The following is a 14,333-nucleotide window of genomic DNA, read 5'->3' on the forward strand; positions in this document are numbered from 1 at the left end:
ATGTTAATGGCCCCCATCATTGGGCATCGCGGCTGCGCTGGACATGCCCCTGAAAATACACTGGCAGGCATTCGTGATGCTGAGCGGGTGGGCTGTAGATGGGTTGAGGCTGATGCCACCTTACTGGCTGATGAAACGGTGGTGTTGTTTCATGATGACACATTGGATCGCTGCACTGATAAAAGCGGTTTTATTCGTGAAATTGATTGGATTGAGGCGCTCAAGCTGGATGCTGGGCGTTGGTTTGGGGATGGGCGTTTTGTCGGGGAGCGCATCCCGTTACTTTCAGATGGGATAGATTGTTGTCGTGCCTTAAAACTCGGTTTTAATATCGAGCTTAAGACCCATCGCGGGGAAGGTGAACATCTGGGCCAAGCGGTGGCAGCGCAACTAAGCAGTACTGAAAATATTCTTGTCTCCAGCTATGACCAAAATGCTCTAACCAGTTTCAGAAAAACGCAAAATGACTGTCCGCTTGGCATTATCTATGATGATTTACCGAAGGATTGGATCAAGCTCGCTGATGATCTTAAGGCGGCTTCCATTCATCTTTGGGCCAAGCATTTAAGCAAAGAAGCCATTGATGAAGTGAAAGCCACAGGGCGTGATGTTTATGTCTTTACTCTGAATGATCGCCTTGAAGCCAAACGCCTTTGGGCCATGGGGGTGGATGGGGTATTTAGTGATTTACCCGATTGTGTGATGTTAGAGGCCTAACTGTGCCCTCATCTTTTTTGTGAGTTTGCTTGCAATAATCTCATGGGCATCGCGAAGATGGCTTTTAAGGTCTGCCTCACTCATGGTGTCGTCACTGTTGATCTGCACCCATTTGGCGCGCGCAAGATAAGGGGCAGGGATAATGCCTTGTTGTTGGGTGAGGATTTCATAGGCGAAATCAGAAACTTTAAAGCTGATTTTCTGGAAGGAACCTTCCTCAACAATTGGCGCAAGGGCAAAAATTTTACCGCCAACTTTCCACACACTGGCCCCGCCCCATTGAACCACATGGGTGGCAGCTGTGAGCTGGGCGCAGTATGTATCAAATTCATCGCGGGTCATGTCTATCCAAACAAGAGTTTTTGCATCTCGGCCTCAGCCTCACGAAAGGCTGAATCAAAACCATCGGGCGCATTATAAACAGCCAAGCCCGTACCATACATGCCGCGCTCTTTTTCAGGCCCGATCAGTTCATAAAAACTCGCCCCTTTGAGTCTGGCTTTTAATTCTTCATGACGGTTTTCTGGTAAAAGCGGGTACCAAACCAGCAAGGTTGCGCTGGGCCAGCGTTTATGGGTGGAGATGGCAAGTTTTGCGATGGTGGTATATTCTTCTTTAAGCTCAAAAGACGGATCAATCAGCACAAGGCCGGCTGCTTTTCGCGCAGGCAGATAATTCACCAACCCTTCAAGCGCATCTTGATAGACAATGCGCAGGCGTTTATCTTCGCCCAGACTATTTTTAAGCTCTTCATGTTCTTGGGGGTGGAATTCAAAAAAGACCCCGTGATGGTTTGGTGCCATCATTTTCTGCATGAGGGCGGGGGAGCCGGGATAGATATTGCCTTCAAAGGAATTGATGGTCTCTAGATATTTTGACAGGGCCGGGCTTTTGATCTCTTTATCTTTTAAAGCACCAAAGCCGCTTTTCCATTCCCCTGTTTTTTCAGCCTGCTCGTTACTAAGATCATAAAGGCCGCGTCCTGAATGGCTATCCACATAGGTGACCAGTTTGGATTGGGCGCCGTAATGTTCAAGGACAAGGCAAAGGGCCGTGTGTTTGTGCACATCGGCGAAATTTCCGGCATGATAGCCGTGTTGGTAACTGAGCATAAAAGAGGAAGACCTATTTCTCGGCTTCGATTTCTCGAACCATTTTCTGGAGGTGATTAAGGCGGCCTAAACTTTCACAGTTTAACTCTGCACGCAAGCCTTCCCAATCATCAAGATGCTTTTTTACCGCACGAATGCGATTGCTCGCGGCTGACTTTTTATCTTTTGCAATATCCTCAACAGCTTGGTTGAGCTTGGCACGGTAATCAACGAACTCTTTATAGTCGATAGTCTTAGACATATGAACCTCCCTTATTCTTCAAAAAAAAGGCTACGTGTTGCACCCCAATTGGTCAAGGCCTTATAGGTGAACTAGGGGGCTAATAACCTCCATGGCTTGGTCCATACCTGTGGTCGCGGGTTGTTTATCTGAAAAGTCGGCCTTTAAAAGCTCTATAAGTTCATTTTCATAGTGACCTTTGTTTAAGGCATCTTGGCTGATGCAACAGCTTGGCGTATGGGCGTCAAGCCAGCTTGAAAGATAGGGGAATTCAGGCCAGTCGTGGCGATCGCAATAAAGCACGCGGGTTTTATTAAGGGCTGCTTCAACAAAAATCCCATAGCCCGGTTTGGCAATGATACCATCAGCTGAACTAAGCGCTTGGATAAAGGTAAAAGGCAGGTCTTTAAGGGATGTGCAATCAGTCCGCCTTGTTGGGAACTCCATCAGATCGGCGGTGAGCCAATGGATATTTTCAACAACAGGCAGTTGGAGCTCATGTGTGCCCATGGAAATCCCCCCCATACTGTAAAGCACAAGGAAGGTGTCTGGTGAAAGGTTGAGATGGTTGAGAATCTCATTGCGCTGTGAGGGCGTTATCCGTCCAAACGGGTCCACTTGAACAGAATTTTCAAGCCAATTCATGGGCAGAGACGGTGTGGTCTGGATAAAAGAGGTACAGTTTTGATAGATGGATTTGATGGTCTTTAGAAAGGCCGCTTGTGGATAATAGCCCGCCATGATGTCGGCCCAGTTTAACGAGCTGATGGCAATATTGGGAAGGCCGAGCCTTTGGGCCGCAGCCAATCCGCAATAGCCCACATCACTGAGTAACAGGTCTGGGGCAAGCTCTTTAAGTTGTTGTGTCTCGTTTAAAACAGTCTGTTCAAAGTTTTGATGGAGCTCTTCATAGGCTTTAAGAGAGGCCTTATGATCAACCACATAAGGGTTATGCATCAACATACCCACATCAGGGGCAGGGGGCGCGTGATCAACCTTATGGCCAATCATTTCCTCAATCTTATCATTTGCTACATTACAGCGAATGCTCAGTTTAATTTGGTCTGAGCTTTCCACGAGCTTGCGCAAAAGTGGGGCGATTTGACCCACATGACCTAAGCCGTGACCTGTGATATCTGCAACAATGTGGAACATGTGATGTTACCTTTAGACAAAGAAAAGGGCGTATAGTTTAAAACCATACGCCCGAATTCTTTTCGTTTCTGATGCTGCGTTAACCGCAGGCAGCAACCATTGCTTCAGCAGCGAGGAGCTCACGCTCTGCAACTTTTTTAGCAACGTCACTTTCAGCAGCTTGCAGGGCATCGTTTGCTTTTTGCAAACGCGCTTCTGCATCATCACGGCTGAGCTCGTCAACAGCGATGGCTTCTTCAGCAAGAACGGCACAGCGTTCTTCAGAAACTTCAGCAAAACCGCCTACAACAAAGATGCTTTTGGCAACTTTATCGTTTTCGTAGATGTCGATAATGCCGGGACGAACAGTCGTCAGCATTGGTGTGTGTCCGGGCAGGACACCGAAGTCACCTTCGCCGCCCGGAACCACAACCATTTCGACTTCTTCTGACAGAAGCAGCTTGGCCGGGGAAACGAGTTCGAATTGAACTTTATCACTCATTGTGTTGTCTCCTGGCTAAAATTAACTTCCGAAAGATTAAGCAGCTTCAGCGGCCATTTTCTTAGCTTTTTCCAAAGCTTCGTCAATGCCACCAACCATGTAGAATGCAGCTTCTGGCAAGTGATCGTATTCACCAGCAACAATACCTACAAAGGCTTTAATTGTGTCTTCAAGTTTAACGTACTTACCTGGAGAACCTGTGAATACTTCCGCAACGTGGAATGGCTGAGAAAGGAAACGCTGGATCTTACGGGCACGTGCCACAACCATCTTATCTTCTTCAGACAGCTCGTCCATACCAAGGATGGCGATGATGTCTTGCAAAGATTTGTATGTTTGCAGGATACGCTGAACTTCACGAGCAACTTTATAGTGCTCATCACCAACAACGCGAGGCTCAAGAACACGTGACGTAGAGTCAAGTGGGTCTACCGCAGGGTAGATGCCGAGCTCGGCGATTGAACGGTTAAGTACGGTTGTTGCATCCAAGTGAGCAAACGATGTAGCAGGCGCCGGGTCAGTCAAATCATCGGCAGGTACATAAATCGCTTGTACAGATGTAATGGAACCCTTCTTAGTAGAAGTAATACGTTCTTGAAGGTTACCCATCTCTGTTGCCAGAGTTGGCTGATAACCTACCGCAGAAGGAATACGACCCAACAGGGCGGATACTTCTGAACCAGCTTGTGTAAAGCGGAAGATGTTATCTACGAAGAACAGTACGTCTTGGCCTTCTTCATCACGGAAGTATTCAGCCAATGTCAAACCAGTCAAGGCAACACGAGCACGCGCACCAGGAGGTTCGTTCATCTGACCGTATACGAGAGCCGCTTTAGACTGGTCAGTGTCCAGCTGAATAACGCCTGATTCGATCATCTCATGGTAAAGATCGTTACCCTCACGAGTACGCTCACCAACACCAGCGAATACGGAGAAACCACCGTGCCCTTTGGCGATGTTGTTGATCAATTCCATGATAAGTACAGTTTTACCTACACCAGCACCACCGAACAGACCAATTTTACCACCTTTAGAATAAGGTGCGAGAAGGTCAATTACTTTGATGCCTGTTTCCAGGATTTCTGATTCAGTAGACTGATCAGCAAATTCTGGGGCTTGACGGTGAATTGGCAAAGTGCCTTTAGATGTTTTTAGCTCACCACGTTCGTCAATTGGCTCACCAACAACGTTGATGATACGACCCAATGTTTCCGGACCAACCGGAACATTAATCGCAGCGCCTGTATCAACTACTTCTTGACCACGGACCATACCGTCTGTGGTGTCCATAGCGATACAACGAACAGTGTTTTCACCAAGGTGTTGAGAAACTTCCAACACCAAACGTTTGCCTTGGTTTTCAAGTTCCAAAGCAGACAGGATTTCTGGCAAGACGTCGTCGAACTGAACGTCGACAACCGCACCCATTACCTGGGTTACCTTACCTACATTTTTTTTGCTCATCGCAAAAAGCTCCTACTTGCAAATATATGCCTATAACGGTTACAGCGCTTCTGCGCCGGAAATAATTTCGATCAGTTCGCTCGTAATAGCAGCCTGACGGGCGCGGTTGTAAGTTAGAGTGAGACCATCAATCATCTCACCTGCGTTACGTGTCGCGTTGTCCATGGCAGCCATACGTGATCCTTGTTCGGAAGCATAGCTTTCCAACATGGAACGGAAGATCTGAACGGAAAGGTTTCGCGGCAACAAGTCTTCCAGGATGTCTTCTTCTGAAGGCTCGTACTCGTACAAAGCTTTCAGTTCATCATCTTGGTTTTCTTCCTCGGCAGTTTCAGTTTCTTCAACTGCAAAAGGAATAACCTGTAACGGCGTTACTTCTTGTGTAATGGCAGATATAAACTTGTTATATACAACCGTACAAACGTCGATTTCACCTTCTTCATACATCGTACGAATACGAAGAGCGATATCATCAGCGTCTGAATAGATCGCGCCGTTCTTGGTCACGTCTTCCATCGTATCAAGGATAACATCCCCAAATTGACGGCGGACTTGATCTCGACCTTTACGACCAATACACAAGACTTTTACGGATTTGCCAGCATCTTGCAGCTCAGCAATTTTATTCCGAGTAAAACGACCAATTCCTGCATTGAAACCACCACACAGGCCACGGTCAGATGCAACAAGCACGATAAGGTGCTTTTCATCTTTACCATTACCTGCCAGTAGTTCCGGAGCGCCTTCAACACCGTCGAAGCTCTTAGCAAGAGCCCCGACCATTGCTTCCATACGCTCAGCATAGGGGCGGGCGGACTCCGCAGACATTTGTGCCTTACGAAGTTTCGCAGCCGCCACCATTTTCATGGCCGAAGTGATCTTCTGTGTCGATTTGACACTGTCGATCCTGATTTTTAGATCCTTGAGGTTTGGCATATGCCTAATTCCTCTTCTTCAACGACGAAAACAATTAAGCGAATGACTTAGTGAAGTCCTCTAGGAACTTCTTAAGTTTTGCTTCGGTTTCATCGCTAAGTTTCTTTTCATCACGAATAGTTTTGAGGATCTCAGAACCGTTAGCGCGAATGTCATCCAACATAGCTGCTTCGAAGCGGTTGACGTCGCCAGCAGGAATGCCGTCGAGGAAACCGTTCACACCAGAATAGATAGAGACAACTTGCTCTTCAACCGGAAGCGGAGAGAACTGAGGCTGCTTAAGCAGTTCAGTCAAACGCTCACCACGAGCCAGCAATTGCTGTGTAGATGCGTCAAGGTCAGATGCGAACTGGGCAAATGCAGCCATTTCACGATACTGAGCCAATTCAAGCTTAACGGAACCCGCAACCTGTTTCATGGCTTTAATCTGTGCAGATGAACCTACACGAGATACAGACAGACCAACGTTTACCGCAGGACGGATACCTTTATAGAACAGTTCAGTCTCAAGGAAGATCTGACCATCTGTAATGGAAATCACGTTTGTCGGAATAAACGCAGATACGTCACCACCTTGAGTTTCAATAACAGGCAAAGCTGTCAAAGAACCGGCGCCCATGTCGTCAGACATTTTACAAGCGCGCTCAAGCAAGCGAGAGTGAAGATAGAATACGTCACCTGGGTAAGCTTCACGTCCTGGTGGACGACGAAGTAGCAGAGACATCTGACGATAAGCAACAGCCTGTTTAGAAAGGTCATCATAACCGATCAAAGCGTGCATACCATTGTCACGGAAGTACTCACCCATGGCAGCGCCACAGTAAGGAGCCAAGAACTGCAACGGAGCAGGTTCAGAAGCTGTCGCAGCAACAACGATGGAATATTCCAAAGCGTTGTTCTCTTCGAGAACTTTAACCAGCTGTGCAACTGTAGAACGTTTTTGACCAACAGCTACGTAGACACAGTAAAGCTTTTCGCTTTCGTCTTTAGCGTTATCGTTAACGTTCTTCTGGTTCAAAATGGTGTCCAAGATGATGGCAGTTTTACCAGTCTGACGGTCACCAATGACCAATTCACGTTGGCCACGACCAACTGGGATCAAGCTGTCAACAGCTTTTAAACCAGTTTGTACAGGCTCGTGTACAGACTTACGCGGGATAATGCCCGGCGCTTTTACTTCCATCAATTGGTTTTTAACGTCTTTAAGAGGACCTTTGCCGTCGATTGGGTTACCCAAACCGTCAACAACACGTCCCAAAAGGCCTTTACCAACCGGTACTTCAACGATGGCGCCAGTACGTTTTACTGTATCGCCTTCCTTAATAGCACGGTCATCACCAAAAATCACGATACCGACGTTGTCGGTTTCGAGGTTCAAGGCCATGCCTTTCAAGCCACCAGGAAATTCAACCATTTCCCCAGCTTGAACGTTATCTAAACCATGTACGCGAGCGATACCATCACCCACAGACAATACTTGACCGACTTCAGCTACATCAGCTTCAGTCCCGAAATTAGCGATCTGATCTTTTAGGATCGCAGAAATTTCCGCGGCGCGGATTTCCATCACCCAACCCCTTTCATGGCGAGTTGAAGATGTTGCAACTTGGTGCGCAAGGATGAATCAACCATGCGCGAACCAACCTTGACGACTAAACCGCCAAGTAGTGCAGAGTCCACCTTCTGTTCAACAGCGACATCACTGCCAATTGCTTCTTTTAACGAAGCAGTCAACGAATCAACTTGTTTTTGCGTAAGCTTTTTAGAAGAAGTTACTTCAGCAGAAACTTCACCTTTATGCTCAGCAAGAAACGCCTCAAAGCCATTAATCATGCCTTCAAGTTCAAAGAGACGACGGTTTTGTGCCACCACTCCGATAAATCGTTTCGTGAGATCTGATAATTGTGCCTTGTCCATGACAGCAGTCATGGCGCGGCCTTGTTCTTCTCGTGCGATCACTGGACTGAGAACAAGCTTGGATAGATCTTCTGAATCAGCCAGCATTGCTGACAGGTCAGAAAGATCCTGAGCCACTTGTTCAACCGCATCATTACTAACTGCGAGCTCAAAAAGAGCCTGAGCGTAACGACCGGCAAGTCCGCTTGCACCTTGTGCTTTAGAAGCCACCTGGGACAGCCCTCGACATTTGGTCCACCCGAAGGGACATGCGACTGCACGTCCCCAAACGACAATTCGCTCTTTTGATTAAGCCCAAAGACTTAGCAAAAGAGTAGCGGTGTCATAACACACGCTGATACCAAGATGCAAGCAGGCATCTCGCCCGTGCCCAAATTAACCGAAACCATAGGAAAATAAGGAGGTTTTAGCCCTCTGGTCATACCAGAAAACACAGGTTTTACGGATTAATAGGGAGGGAATCGGGGCTTTGTTAAAAGATTCTGAGTGAAAGATTCTTACAAAAAACTATAGGGGTCGATATCAATCTGTATTTTTACCGTTCGTGAAACAGAAGTTCGTTCCAGCCAGTCCTTTAAAATGGACTGGATCGGCATTTTCTTATCTGTCTTTAAAAGAAGCCGCCTGCGATGGCGCCCGCGGATCATGGCAAGCGGGGCAGGGGCGGGGCCAAGGGCCAAGATACCTTGCCCGTGGGGGGCATTTCGCCCCAGTGCATTGGCGGTATCATCAACGAGAACTTCATCTTCACCTGAAACAATAAGGGCAGCAAGGCGACCAAAGGGCGGCATGCCAGCACTTTTGCGCGCATCGGCTTCACATTCTAAAAAACGATCACGCAGGCCGGATTTCAAAGCTTTCATCACCGGATGGTCCGGCATGAAGGTTTGGAGCATGACGGTACCGGGTCGATCAGCCCGCCCGGCGCGCCCCGCCACCTGATAGAGCAATTGATAGGTGCGCTCACTTGCACGCAAGTCTCCACCAGAAAGGCCCAAATCCGCATCAACCACACCCACAAGGGTCAGCATGGGGAAGTGATAGCCCTTGGCGACCATTTGCGTCCCTATTAAGAGGTCTACTTCCTGATCTTCAATCTTGCGCACCAGCTCAGCGGCTTGTGTGGGTGACGTCACTGTATCACTGGCTGCAACAATGGCCCTTAAATCTGGGAAAGTTTCGGCAACTTCTTCTGCTAGACGTTCCACACCGGGGCCACAGGCGGCAAAATTATCTTCAGATTCGCAACTGGGACAGGTGCGCGGCGGGCGGGTGAAATAGCCACAATGGTGACATTGTAATTTCTGGGCTTTGCGATGTTCCACCAGCCAGCTCGTGCAATTGGGACATTGCAGGCGATGACCACAAGAGCGACATAAGGTAAGGGGGGCATAGCCCCTGCGGTTGAGATAGAGCATGACCTGCTCACCGCGGGCAACGGTTTCTTTAATGGCTTCAATCAGGCTGGGCGATAACCATTTCTGGCGCTCTGGCTTATCAAGGCGCAGATCAATGGTGATGACATCAGGTAACGGCACATCAGCATGGCGGCTGGGCATATGGAGATTGTTATAGCGCCCTTCCCAACTGTTAACCGCTGTTTCTAGCGATGGTGTGGCAGAAGCCAGCACAACCGGGCATTTGCCCATCTGGGCACGCACCACGGCCATATCGCGCCCATTATAGATGACGCCTTCTTCTTGTTTAAAAGAAGCATCATGTTCCTCATCCACAATAATAAGGGCGAGGTCTTTATAGGGTAAAAATAGGGCAGAACGCGCCCCGACAATGACTTTGGCCTGCCCACGCACAATGGCGCGCCATGTTTTTTTGCGCATGGATTGCCCGATATCGGAATGCCAGACCGCAGGTTCCACGCCAAAGCGCTTTTTAAAACGCGTCAACCATTGCGAAGACAGGGCAATTTCCGGCAAGAGCACAAGGGTCTGTTTGCCATGTTCTAAGGCTTTGGCAACAGCTTCAAAATAAACTTCGGTTTTACCCGAACCGGGGACGCCATCCAGTAATGTAACGCTAAAACCATCCTCTGTGCCCGCATGTGCGGTTTTTTCAACAAGGTCATCAGCCGCAACACGTTGTTGATTGGCAAGCTCATAGCCATCGCGTTGCCAGTCCGGTTCTTGAAACGGGCTGGGGTCCGTCATATGCACGGTTTCAAGGGCGCCGAGGTCTGCAAGGCCTTTTAAAACAGAGGTGCCGCATCCTGCCTCGCGCGCAATGTCGCTTGGGGCCATGGGTGGCATATTTTCCATAAAGGCCAATACGCGTTCGCGCGCTTTGGTCAGTTTTAAGCCTTCAGGCTGGTGGCTTGCTTTTATATAAGCCGGCTTTGGGGCTGGATCGCTTAAGGCACCGGGCACGGACATGACCATTTTTAAAATGGAGCCGCTGGGTTGAAGGGTATAGCGCGCAACCCAATCCACTAATTTGCGCGAAGCTTCAGGAATGGGCGGTTGTTCCAGCTTTTCAATGACGTTTTTGAGCTTTTCAAATGGCACATCTTGATTGGTGGGCTCAAGCTCCCAGACAACGCCTGTTCTTTCGCGCGGACCAAGCGGGACGGTTACAAAGTCACCTTCACATAACTCCATTCCCGGGGGAACGGCATAATCATATGCCCCACTTAACGGGAGGGGAAGCAGGACACTGACGCGTCTTTCTTGATCGGCAAAAAGGGACAAAGTCTGATTTTCTTATTTTAGGGAAACGATAAGGTCACTGACGCATCTTAAGGGGCTCGGGATGTGAAATCAATTTAAGAGATTTTATGCCTCTGGATTGGGACAAAAATTGATTTTATGAGGTAGTTTCGTCATAAAGTCTTTACCAAATTGGTTTAAAAGTTCACCTTCATGTTTGTGCATTAAATAATGTGTGACGATGACGAGAATATAAATTGGAGTTTCTTTTATGAAGTTTTTTGTTGATACCGCCGATGTGACAGAGATTAAAGAGCTGGAAGACGTTGGTCTGTTGGATGGTGTCACAACCAACCCGTCTTTAATTGCAAAATCCGGTCGCCCGTTTCTTGATGTGGTTGCTGAGATTTGTGACATTGTTGAGGGACCTGTCAGTGCAGAAGTGACCGCACCTGATTTTGAAACCATGATGAAAGAAGCCGCTGTCTTGCGCAATATTGCAGATAATGTTGCCATTAAAGTGCCCATGACGCGCGACGGCATTAAAACCTGTAAGCATCTTTCTGATGATGGCTGTCAGGTGAATGTGACTTTGGTTTTCTCTGCCGCTCAAGCCTTGCTTGCAGCCAAAGCGGGGGCCGCTTTTGTCTCTCCCTTTATTGGGCGTCTTGATGATATTGCCCAAGATGGCATGTCCTTGATTGAAGATATCGTAGAAATCTATGCCAATTATCCAGACCTGCAAACAGAGGTTCTGGCAGCTTCCATTCGTGGGCCGTTGCATGTGGTACAAGCTGCCCAAGCTGGTGCGGATGTCTCAACGGTTCCAGCCAAGGCGCTGTGGCAGTTGTTTAATCATCCTTTGACAGATAAAGGCTTGGCAGCGTTTGAAGCTGATTGGGCAAAAACTGGTCAAAGCATCCTGTAATCTGTTAGACTGTTTAAAAGACGATAAAGTGGGAAAGGTTCAAGCATGAGTTCGAAGAAACAGGATTCTGCCGATGAAAACGCGCTGAGCAATCAGGACGTGGTGGATTACTTACAGAAAAATCCTGATTTTTTTGTGCAAAATACAGCCTTGCTGGAAGTGCTTGAACTGCCTGCGCGCTATAGCGGGGAGCAAATTGTTGACCTACAACATGAAGCCCTAAAACGCCTGCGCGCAAGACAAGACATGCTGGTGGATAATTCCCGCTCTAATATGTCTGTTCAAATCGCAACCCACGAAGCCGTGCTTGCCATGATGGAAGCGCGCACGCTTGATGAGTTTATCGGTATTGTTCAAGATGAAGTACCGATCTTACTTGATATTGATATGGCGGCTGTTGCCCTGGAAGGGGCGGTGGAAACCATTGATATGTCGGCAGAAGGTATGCCCGTTTTATTACCCACAGGCGAAGTGCAAAAACGCTTAGGCGATGATGATGTCAGCCTGATTGGTTGTGTTGAAACAGGGGATCACCTGTTTGGCGCGGCGCGCGATCTGGTGCGCTCGGTTGCAATCGCGCGGCTTTACCCCAGTGAAACAATGCCTGCGGGCCTGTTGATTTTAGGGGCGCGTGATGAAAACACCTTTAATCCACACCAAGGCACGGACCTGATCACCTTTATGGCCCGGGTGGCTGAAATTCTGGTTGAAAAGTGGCTTGCAGCGAGCGAAATGGACGACTGATTTGGCGACCAGCAAAGAAGCCCTTGATCGTATCAATTTTGAATGTGAGCCTGCTTTAAAAGAAGCCATTATCACATGGCGGCGCTGGTTAGAAACAGAACGTCGCGCCTCCAAACATACTTTAGATGCTTACTTAAGAGACCTATCTGCCTTTTTTATCTTTGCCCAGCAATTGCTTGGTTATCCAGCCGGTGTGGATGACCTGAGAAGTTTTACGGCAGCCGATTTTCGTGGCTTTTTAGCCGACCGTACAGACGCAGGCATTGCGCGCAGCTCCATCAATCGCCAGATGTCGACCCTGCGCAATTTCTTTAAATTTCTAGATCGCCAAAATATTTTAGAGAATCCCGCTTTGGTTGCGGTGCGCACACCAAAACAAAAACAAGCCGTGCCCAAGGCACTCAGCCAGCAAGAAGCCGTTGTTTCTCTTGATGCCATTGAGGCCTTAAGTGATGGCGATTGGCATGAAAGTCGGGGGCTTTCTTGGGTGGCAAAAAGGGATGCGGCCGTTTTAACCCTGCTTTATGGCTGTGGTTTGCGCATTGGCGAGGCCTTGAGCCTTAAGCAAAAAGATGCCCCAAACACGGATGTGATGCGTGTTAAAGGGAAGGGTAAAAAAGAACGGATGGTGCCTGTCTTGCCTTTGGTGATTGAAGCCATTAAAGCCTATCGTGAGGCCTGCCCGTTTGAGTTAAAACAACGCGATGCCTTGTTTGTGGGCGCGCGGGGCAAGCCGCTTGACCCCGGTGTGATCCAACGCCAAATCAGGAAATTGCGCCCGCTTTTAAATTTGGCTGATGATGCAACACCCCATGCGTTGCGCCATAGTTTTGCAACGCATCTTCTTGCAGGTGGCGGGGATTTGCGCACAATCCAAGAACTGCTTGGTCACGCCTCGCTTTCAACAACACAGCGCTATACAGCGGTTGATGCTGAAAAGCTCAACGCAGAATATAAAAAATCCCACCCGCGGGCTTAAGTTTATTCTTTCTTTTCAGCTTGATCAGCGTTTGTCGTATCGCCAAAGAAAAACTGTTTGCCAAAAAGCATCATGACAAAGACGGCGACCAGTTCAGCCGCAAAAGACATGATCAAATCTTGTGTAAGCAGGAATGTTACAAGAAAAACAGCGGCCATAATGACCCATGCAAGATATCTCATCTGATCATGAACTCCAGTTTCGTTTAAGAGACTTCTTCATACATCAATCAGCAGTGACTTGGAAGATAGTCATTTGATGATTATAAAAAATAGCCCCACTTAAAACACCATAAAGGCACGCCCCGGTATCCAGCCCAATGCGATGGGGTTCTAGTCGAGGGCCGGGTAGAACCGTGTGACCATGCACTACAAAGACGCCGTCTTCATAAGGGCCTTGATGGTCTAAAAAGTCATCTCTAATCCATGCCCAGTGATTTGGATGTTGGGACAGGCGCGGGGCGGTGAAATTTTCTTCTAGTGTTTTATTAGGATCAATCCCGCCATGTACGCACAGGATAGAACCATTGCGATAGTGTGAGCGAAAGCCATTGATATAATCAAGCCGCTCTTGTCCCAAGGCCTTGATCAGGGCTTTTTTATGGGTTTTCGTATCTGTTTCTGCAATGGAAGGGATATTGATTTGTAGGTTTTCAAGGGTAGAGATCCCACCGTTTCCCCGCCACATGCGCCATGTGGGGCGATAGGCGGCATCATTGGCATCTAGAACACGCAAAAGAAGCTGTTCATGATTGCCCAAAAGCGGGATGATGTTCCAATCCTCAATGCCTTCTCTGATGTAATCAATCACTTCAATTGCCGCATCACCACGATCCAGAATATCACCTAATAAGACCAAGTCGGTTTGCTTCGCCTCAGGGGGGAGTGCTTTTTTTATGCAAGGAATAGCTTTTTGTAATAGGTCGTAGCGCCCATGAATATCACCAACGGCAACCACACAGACACCTTCTTTAGGGGTGCCGGGGATAGGATATGGTTTTCTGATGATATTCACGAAGAA

At 48.1% G+C, this 14,333-nt stretch carries 16 protein-coding genes; 4 read left to right on the forward strand and 12 right to left on the reverse strand.

Going from position 1 to position 14,333, the window contains the following annotated elements:
• Nucleotides 1–717, forward strand: coding sequence for a glycerophosphodiester phosphodiesterase family protein (locus MTBPR1_RS14560; RefSeq protein WP_069189760.1), 717 nt, complete (start codon nucleotides 1–3; stop codon nucleotides 715–717).
• On the opposite strand, the gene MTBPR1_RS14565 is transcribed toward MTBPR1_RS14560, so the two are convergent.
• From MTBPR1_RS14565 to MTBPR1_RS14610, 10 genes are all read right to left on the reverse strand, one after another.
• Complete coding sequence (locus tag MTBPR1_RS14565) at nucleotides 706–1,059, reverse strand: MmcQ/YjbR family DNA-binding protein (protein WP_069189761.1); 354 nt, start codon at nucleotides 1,057–1,059, stop codon at nucleotides 706–708. The genes MTBPR1_RS14560 and MTBPR1_RS14565 overlap by 12 nt on opposite strands.
• 2 nt (nucleotides 1,060–1,061) lie before the next feature.
• Entirely contained in the window at nucleotides 1,062–1,829 is a 768-nt protein-coding gene (gene rlmJ / locus MTBPR1_RS14570) for a 23S rRNA (adenine(2030)-N(6))-methyltransferase RlmJ (RefSeq protein WP_069189762.1), read from the reverse strand.
• A 13-nt stretch (nucleotides 1,830–1,842) separates the two neighbouring features.
• Nucleotides 1,843–2,070, reverse strand: a complete 228-nt coding sequence (locus MTBPR1_RS14575) for a hypothetical protein (RefSeq protein WP_069189763.1) — start codon at nucleotides 2,068–2,070, stop codon at nucleotides 1,843–1,845.
• Between the two features lie 60 nt (nucleotides 2,071–2,130).
• Nucleotides 2,131–3,204: a glycosyltransferase family protein gene (locus tag MTBPR1_RS14580; protein ID WP_069189764.1), complete on the reverse strand. Its 1,074-nt coding sequence runs from the start codon at nucleotides 3,202–3,204 to the stop codon at nucleotides 2,131–2,133.
• A gap of 79 nt (nucleotides 3,205–3,283) precedes the next feature.
• Nucleotides 3,284–3,685 carry a F0F1 ATP synthase subunit epsilon gene (locus MTBPR1_RS14585; RefSeq protein ID WP_069189765.1) on the reverse strand — a complete coding sequence of 134 codons (402 nt, stop codon included), beginning with the start codon at nucleotides 3,683–3,685 and terminating at the stop codon, nucleotides 3,284–3,286.
• Between the two features lie 36 nt (nucleotides 3,686–3,721).
• A complete protein-coding gene (gene atpD / locus MTBPR1_RS14590) occupies nucleotides 3,722–5,149 on the reverse strand; it encodes a F0F1 ATP synthase subunit beta (protein ID WP_069189766.1) in 1,428 nt (475 codons plus the stop codon).
• Between the two features lie 39 nt (nucleotides 5,150–5,188).
• Entirely contained in the window at nucleotides 5,189–6,085 is an 897-nt protein-coding gene (locus MTBPR1_RS14595; RefSeq protein ID WP_069189767.1) for a F0F1 ATP synthase subunit gamma, read from the reverse strand.
• Nucleotides 6,086–6,119: 34 nt separating this feature from the next.
• Entirely contained in the window at nucleotides 6,120–7,652 is a 1,533-nt protein-coding gene (gene atpA / locus MTBPR1_RS14600) for a F0F1 ATP synthase subunit alpha (protein ID WP_069189768.1), read from the reverse strand.
• Complete coding sequence (locus MTBPR1_RS14605; protein WP_069189769.1) at nucleotides 7,652–8,212, reverse strand: F0F1 ATP synthase subunit delta; 561 nt, start codon at nucleotides 8,210–8,212, stop codon at nucleotides 7,652–7,654. The genes atpA and MTBPR1_RS14605 overlap by 1 nt, the downstream gene beginning before the upstream one ends.
• 287 nt (nucleotides 8,213–8,499) lie before the next feature.
• Complete coding sequence (locus MTBPR1_RS14610; protein ID WP_069189770.1) at nucleotides 8,500–10,704, reverse strand: primosomal protein N'; 2,205 nt, start codon at nucleotides 10,702–10,704, stop codon at nucleotides 8,500–8,502.
• A 229-nt stretch (nucleotides 10,705–10,933) separates the two neighbouring features.
• Here MTBPR1_RS14610 and fsa point away from each other — a divergent pair, with 229 nt between their 5' ends.
• From fsa to MTBPR1_RS14625, 3 genes are read left to right on the forward strand one after another with little or no spacing between them, the layout of a single operon-like run.
• On the forward strand, nucleotides 10,934–11,590 hold the full coding sequence (gene fsa / locus MTBPR1_RS14615) for a fructose-6-phosphate aldolase (RefSeq protein ID WP_069189771.1): 657 nt from the start codon (nucleotides 10,934–10,936) through the stop codon (nucleotides 11,588–11,590).
• 45 nt (nucleotides 11,591–11,635) lie between these two features.
• Nucleotides 11,636–12,334, forward strand: a complete 699-nt coding sequence (locus MTBPR1_RS14620; RefSeq protein WP_069189772.1) for a DUF484 family protein — start codon at nucleotides 11,636–11,638, stop codon at nucleotides 12,332–12,334.
• 1 nt (nucleotide 12,335) lies between these two features.
• A complete protein-coding gene (locus tag MTBPR1_RS14625) occupies nucleotides 12,336–13,313 on the forward strand; it encodes a tyrosine recombinase XerC (RefSeq protein WP_240492927.1) in 978 nt (325 codons plus the stop codon).
• Nucleotides 13,314–13,315: 2 nt separating this feature from the next.
• Here MTBPR1_RS14625 and MTBPR1_RS14630 read toward each other — a convergent pair whose 3' ends face one another.
• A complete protein-coding gene (locus tag MTBPR1_RS14630) occupies nucleotides 13,316–13,495 on the reverse strand; it encodes a hypothetical protein (RefSeq protein WP_069189773.1) in 180 nt (59 codons plus the stop codon).
• 43 nt (nucleotides 13,496–13,538) lie between these two features.
• Nucleotides 13,539–14,327: a metallophosphoesterase gene (locus MTBPR1_RS14635; RefSeq protein ID WP_069189774.1), complete on the reverse strand. Its 789-nt coding sequence runs from the start codon at nucleotides 14,325–14,327 to the stop codon at nucleotides 13,539–13,541.
• Nucleotides 14,328–14,333: the final 6 nt, after the last annotated feature.

Origin of the sequence: Candidatus Terasakiella magnetica (genome assembly GCF_900093605.1) — a bacterium.
Taxonomy (GTDB): Bacteria; Pseudomonadota; Alphaproteobacteria; order Rhodospirillales; family Terasakiellaceae; genus Terasakiella; species Terasakiella magnetica.

Bases quoted from the DNA above. Each gene is read 5' to 3' on its own strand.
- atpD (WP_069189766.1), bottom strand. From the start codon at position 5,149: ATGAGCAAAAAAAATGTAGGTAAGGTAACCCAGGTAATGGGTGCGGTT.
- MTBPR1_RS14565 (WP_069189761.1), bottom strand. From the start codon at position 1,059: ATGACCCGCGATGAATTTGATACATACTGCGCCCAGCTCACAGCTGCC.
- MTBPR1_RS14585 (WP_069189765.1), bottom strand. From the start codon at position 3,685: ATGAGTGATAAAGTTCAATTCGAACTCGTTTCCCCGGCCAAGCTGCTT.
- MTBPR1_RS14560 (WP_069189760.1), top strand. From the start codon at position 1: ATGTTAATGGCCCCCATCATTGGGCATCGCGGCTGCGCTGGACATGCC.
- rlmJ (WP_069189762.1), bottom strand. From the start codon at position 1,829: ATGCTCAGTTACCAACACGGCTATCATGCCGGAAATTTCGCCGATGTG.
- MTBPR1_RS14630 (WP_069189773.1), bottom strand. From the start codon at position 13,495: ATGAGATATCTTGCATGGGTCATTATGGCCGCTGTTTTTCTTGTAACA.
- MTBPR1_RS14620 (WP_069189772.1), top strand. From the start codon at position 11,636: ATGAGTTCGAAGAAACAGGATTCTGCCGATGAAAACGCGCTGAGCAAT.
- fsa (WP_069189771.1), top strand. From the start codon at position 10,934: ATGAAGTTTTTTGTTGATACCGCCGATGTGACAGAGATTAAAGAGCTG.
- MTBPR1_RS14595 (WP_069189767.1), bottom strand. From the start codon at position 6,085: ATGCCAAACCTCAAGGATCTAAAAATCAGGATCGACAGTGTCAAATCG.
- atpA (WP_069189768.1), bottom strand. From the start codon at position 7,652: ATGGAAATCCGCGCCGCGGAAATTTCTGCGATCCTAAAAGATCAGATC.
- MTBPR1_RS14575 (WP_069189763.1), bottom strand. From the start codon at position 2,070: ATGTCTAAGACTATCGACTATAAAGAGTTCGTTGATTACCGTGCCAAG.
- MTBPR1_RS14580 (WP_069189764.1), bottom strand. From the start codon at position 3,204: ATGTTCCACATTGTTGCAGATATCACAGGTCACGGCTTAGGTCATGTG.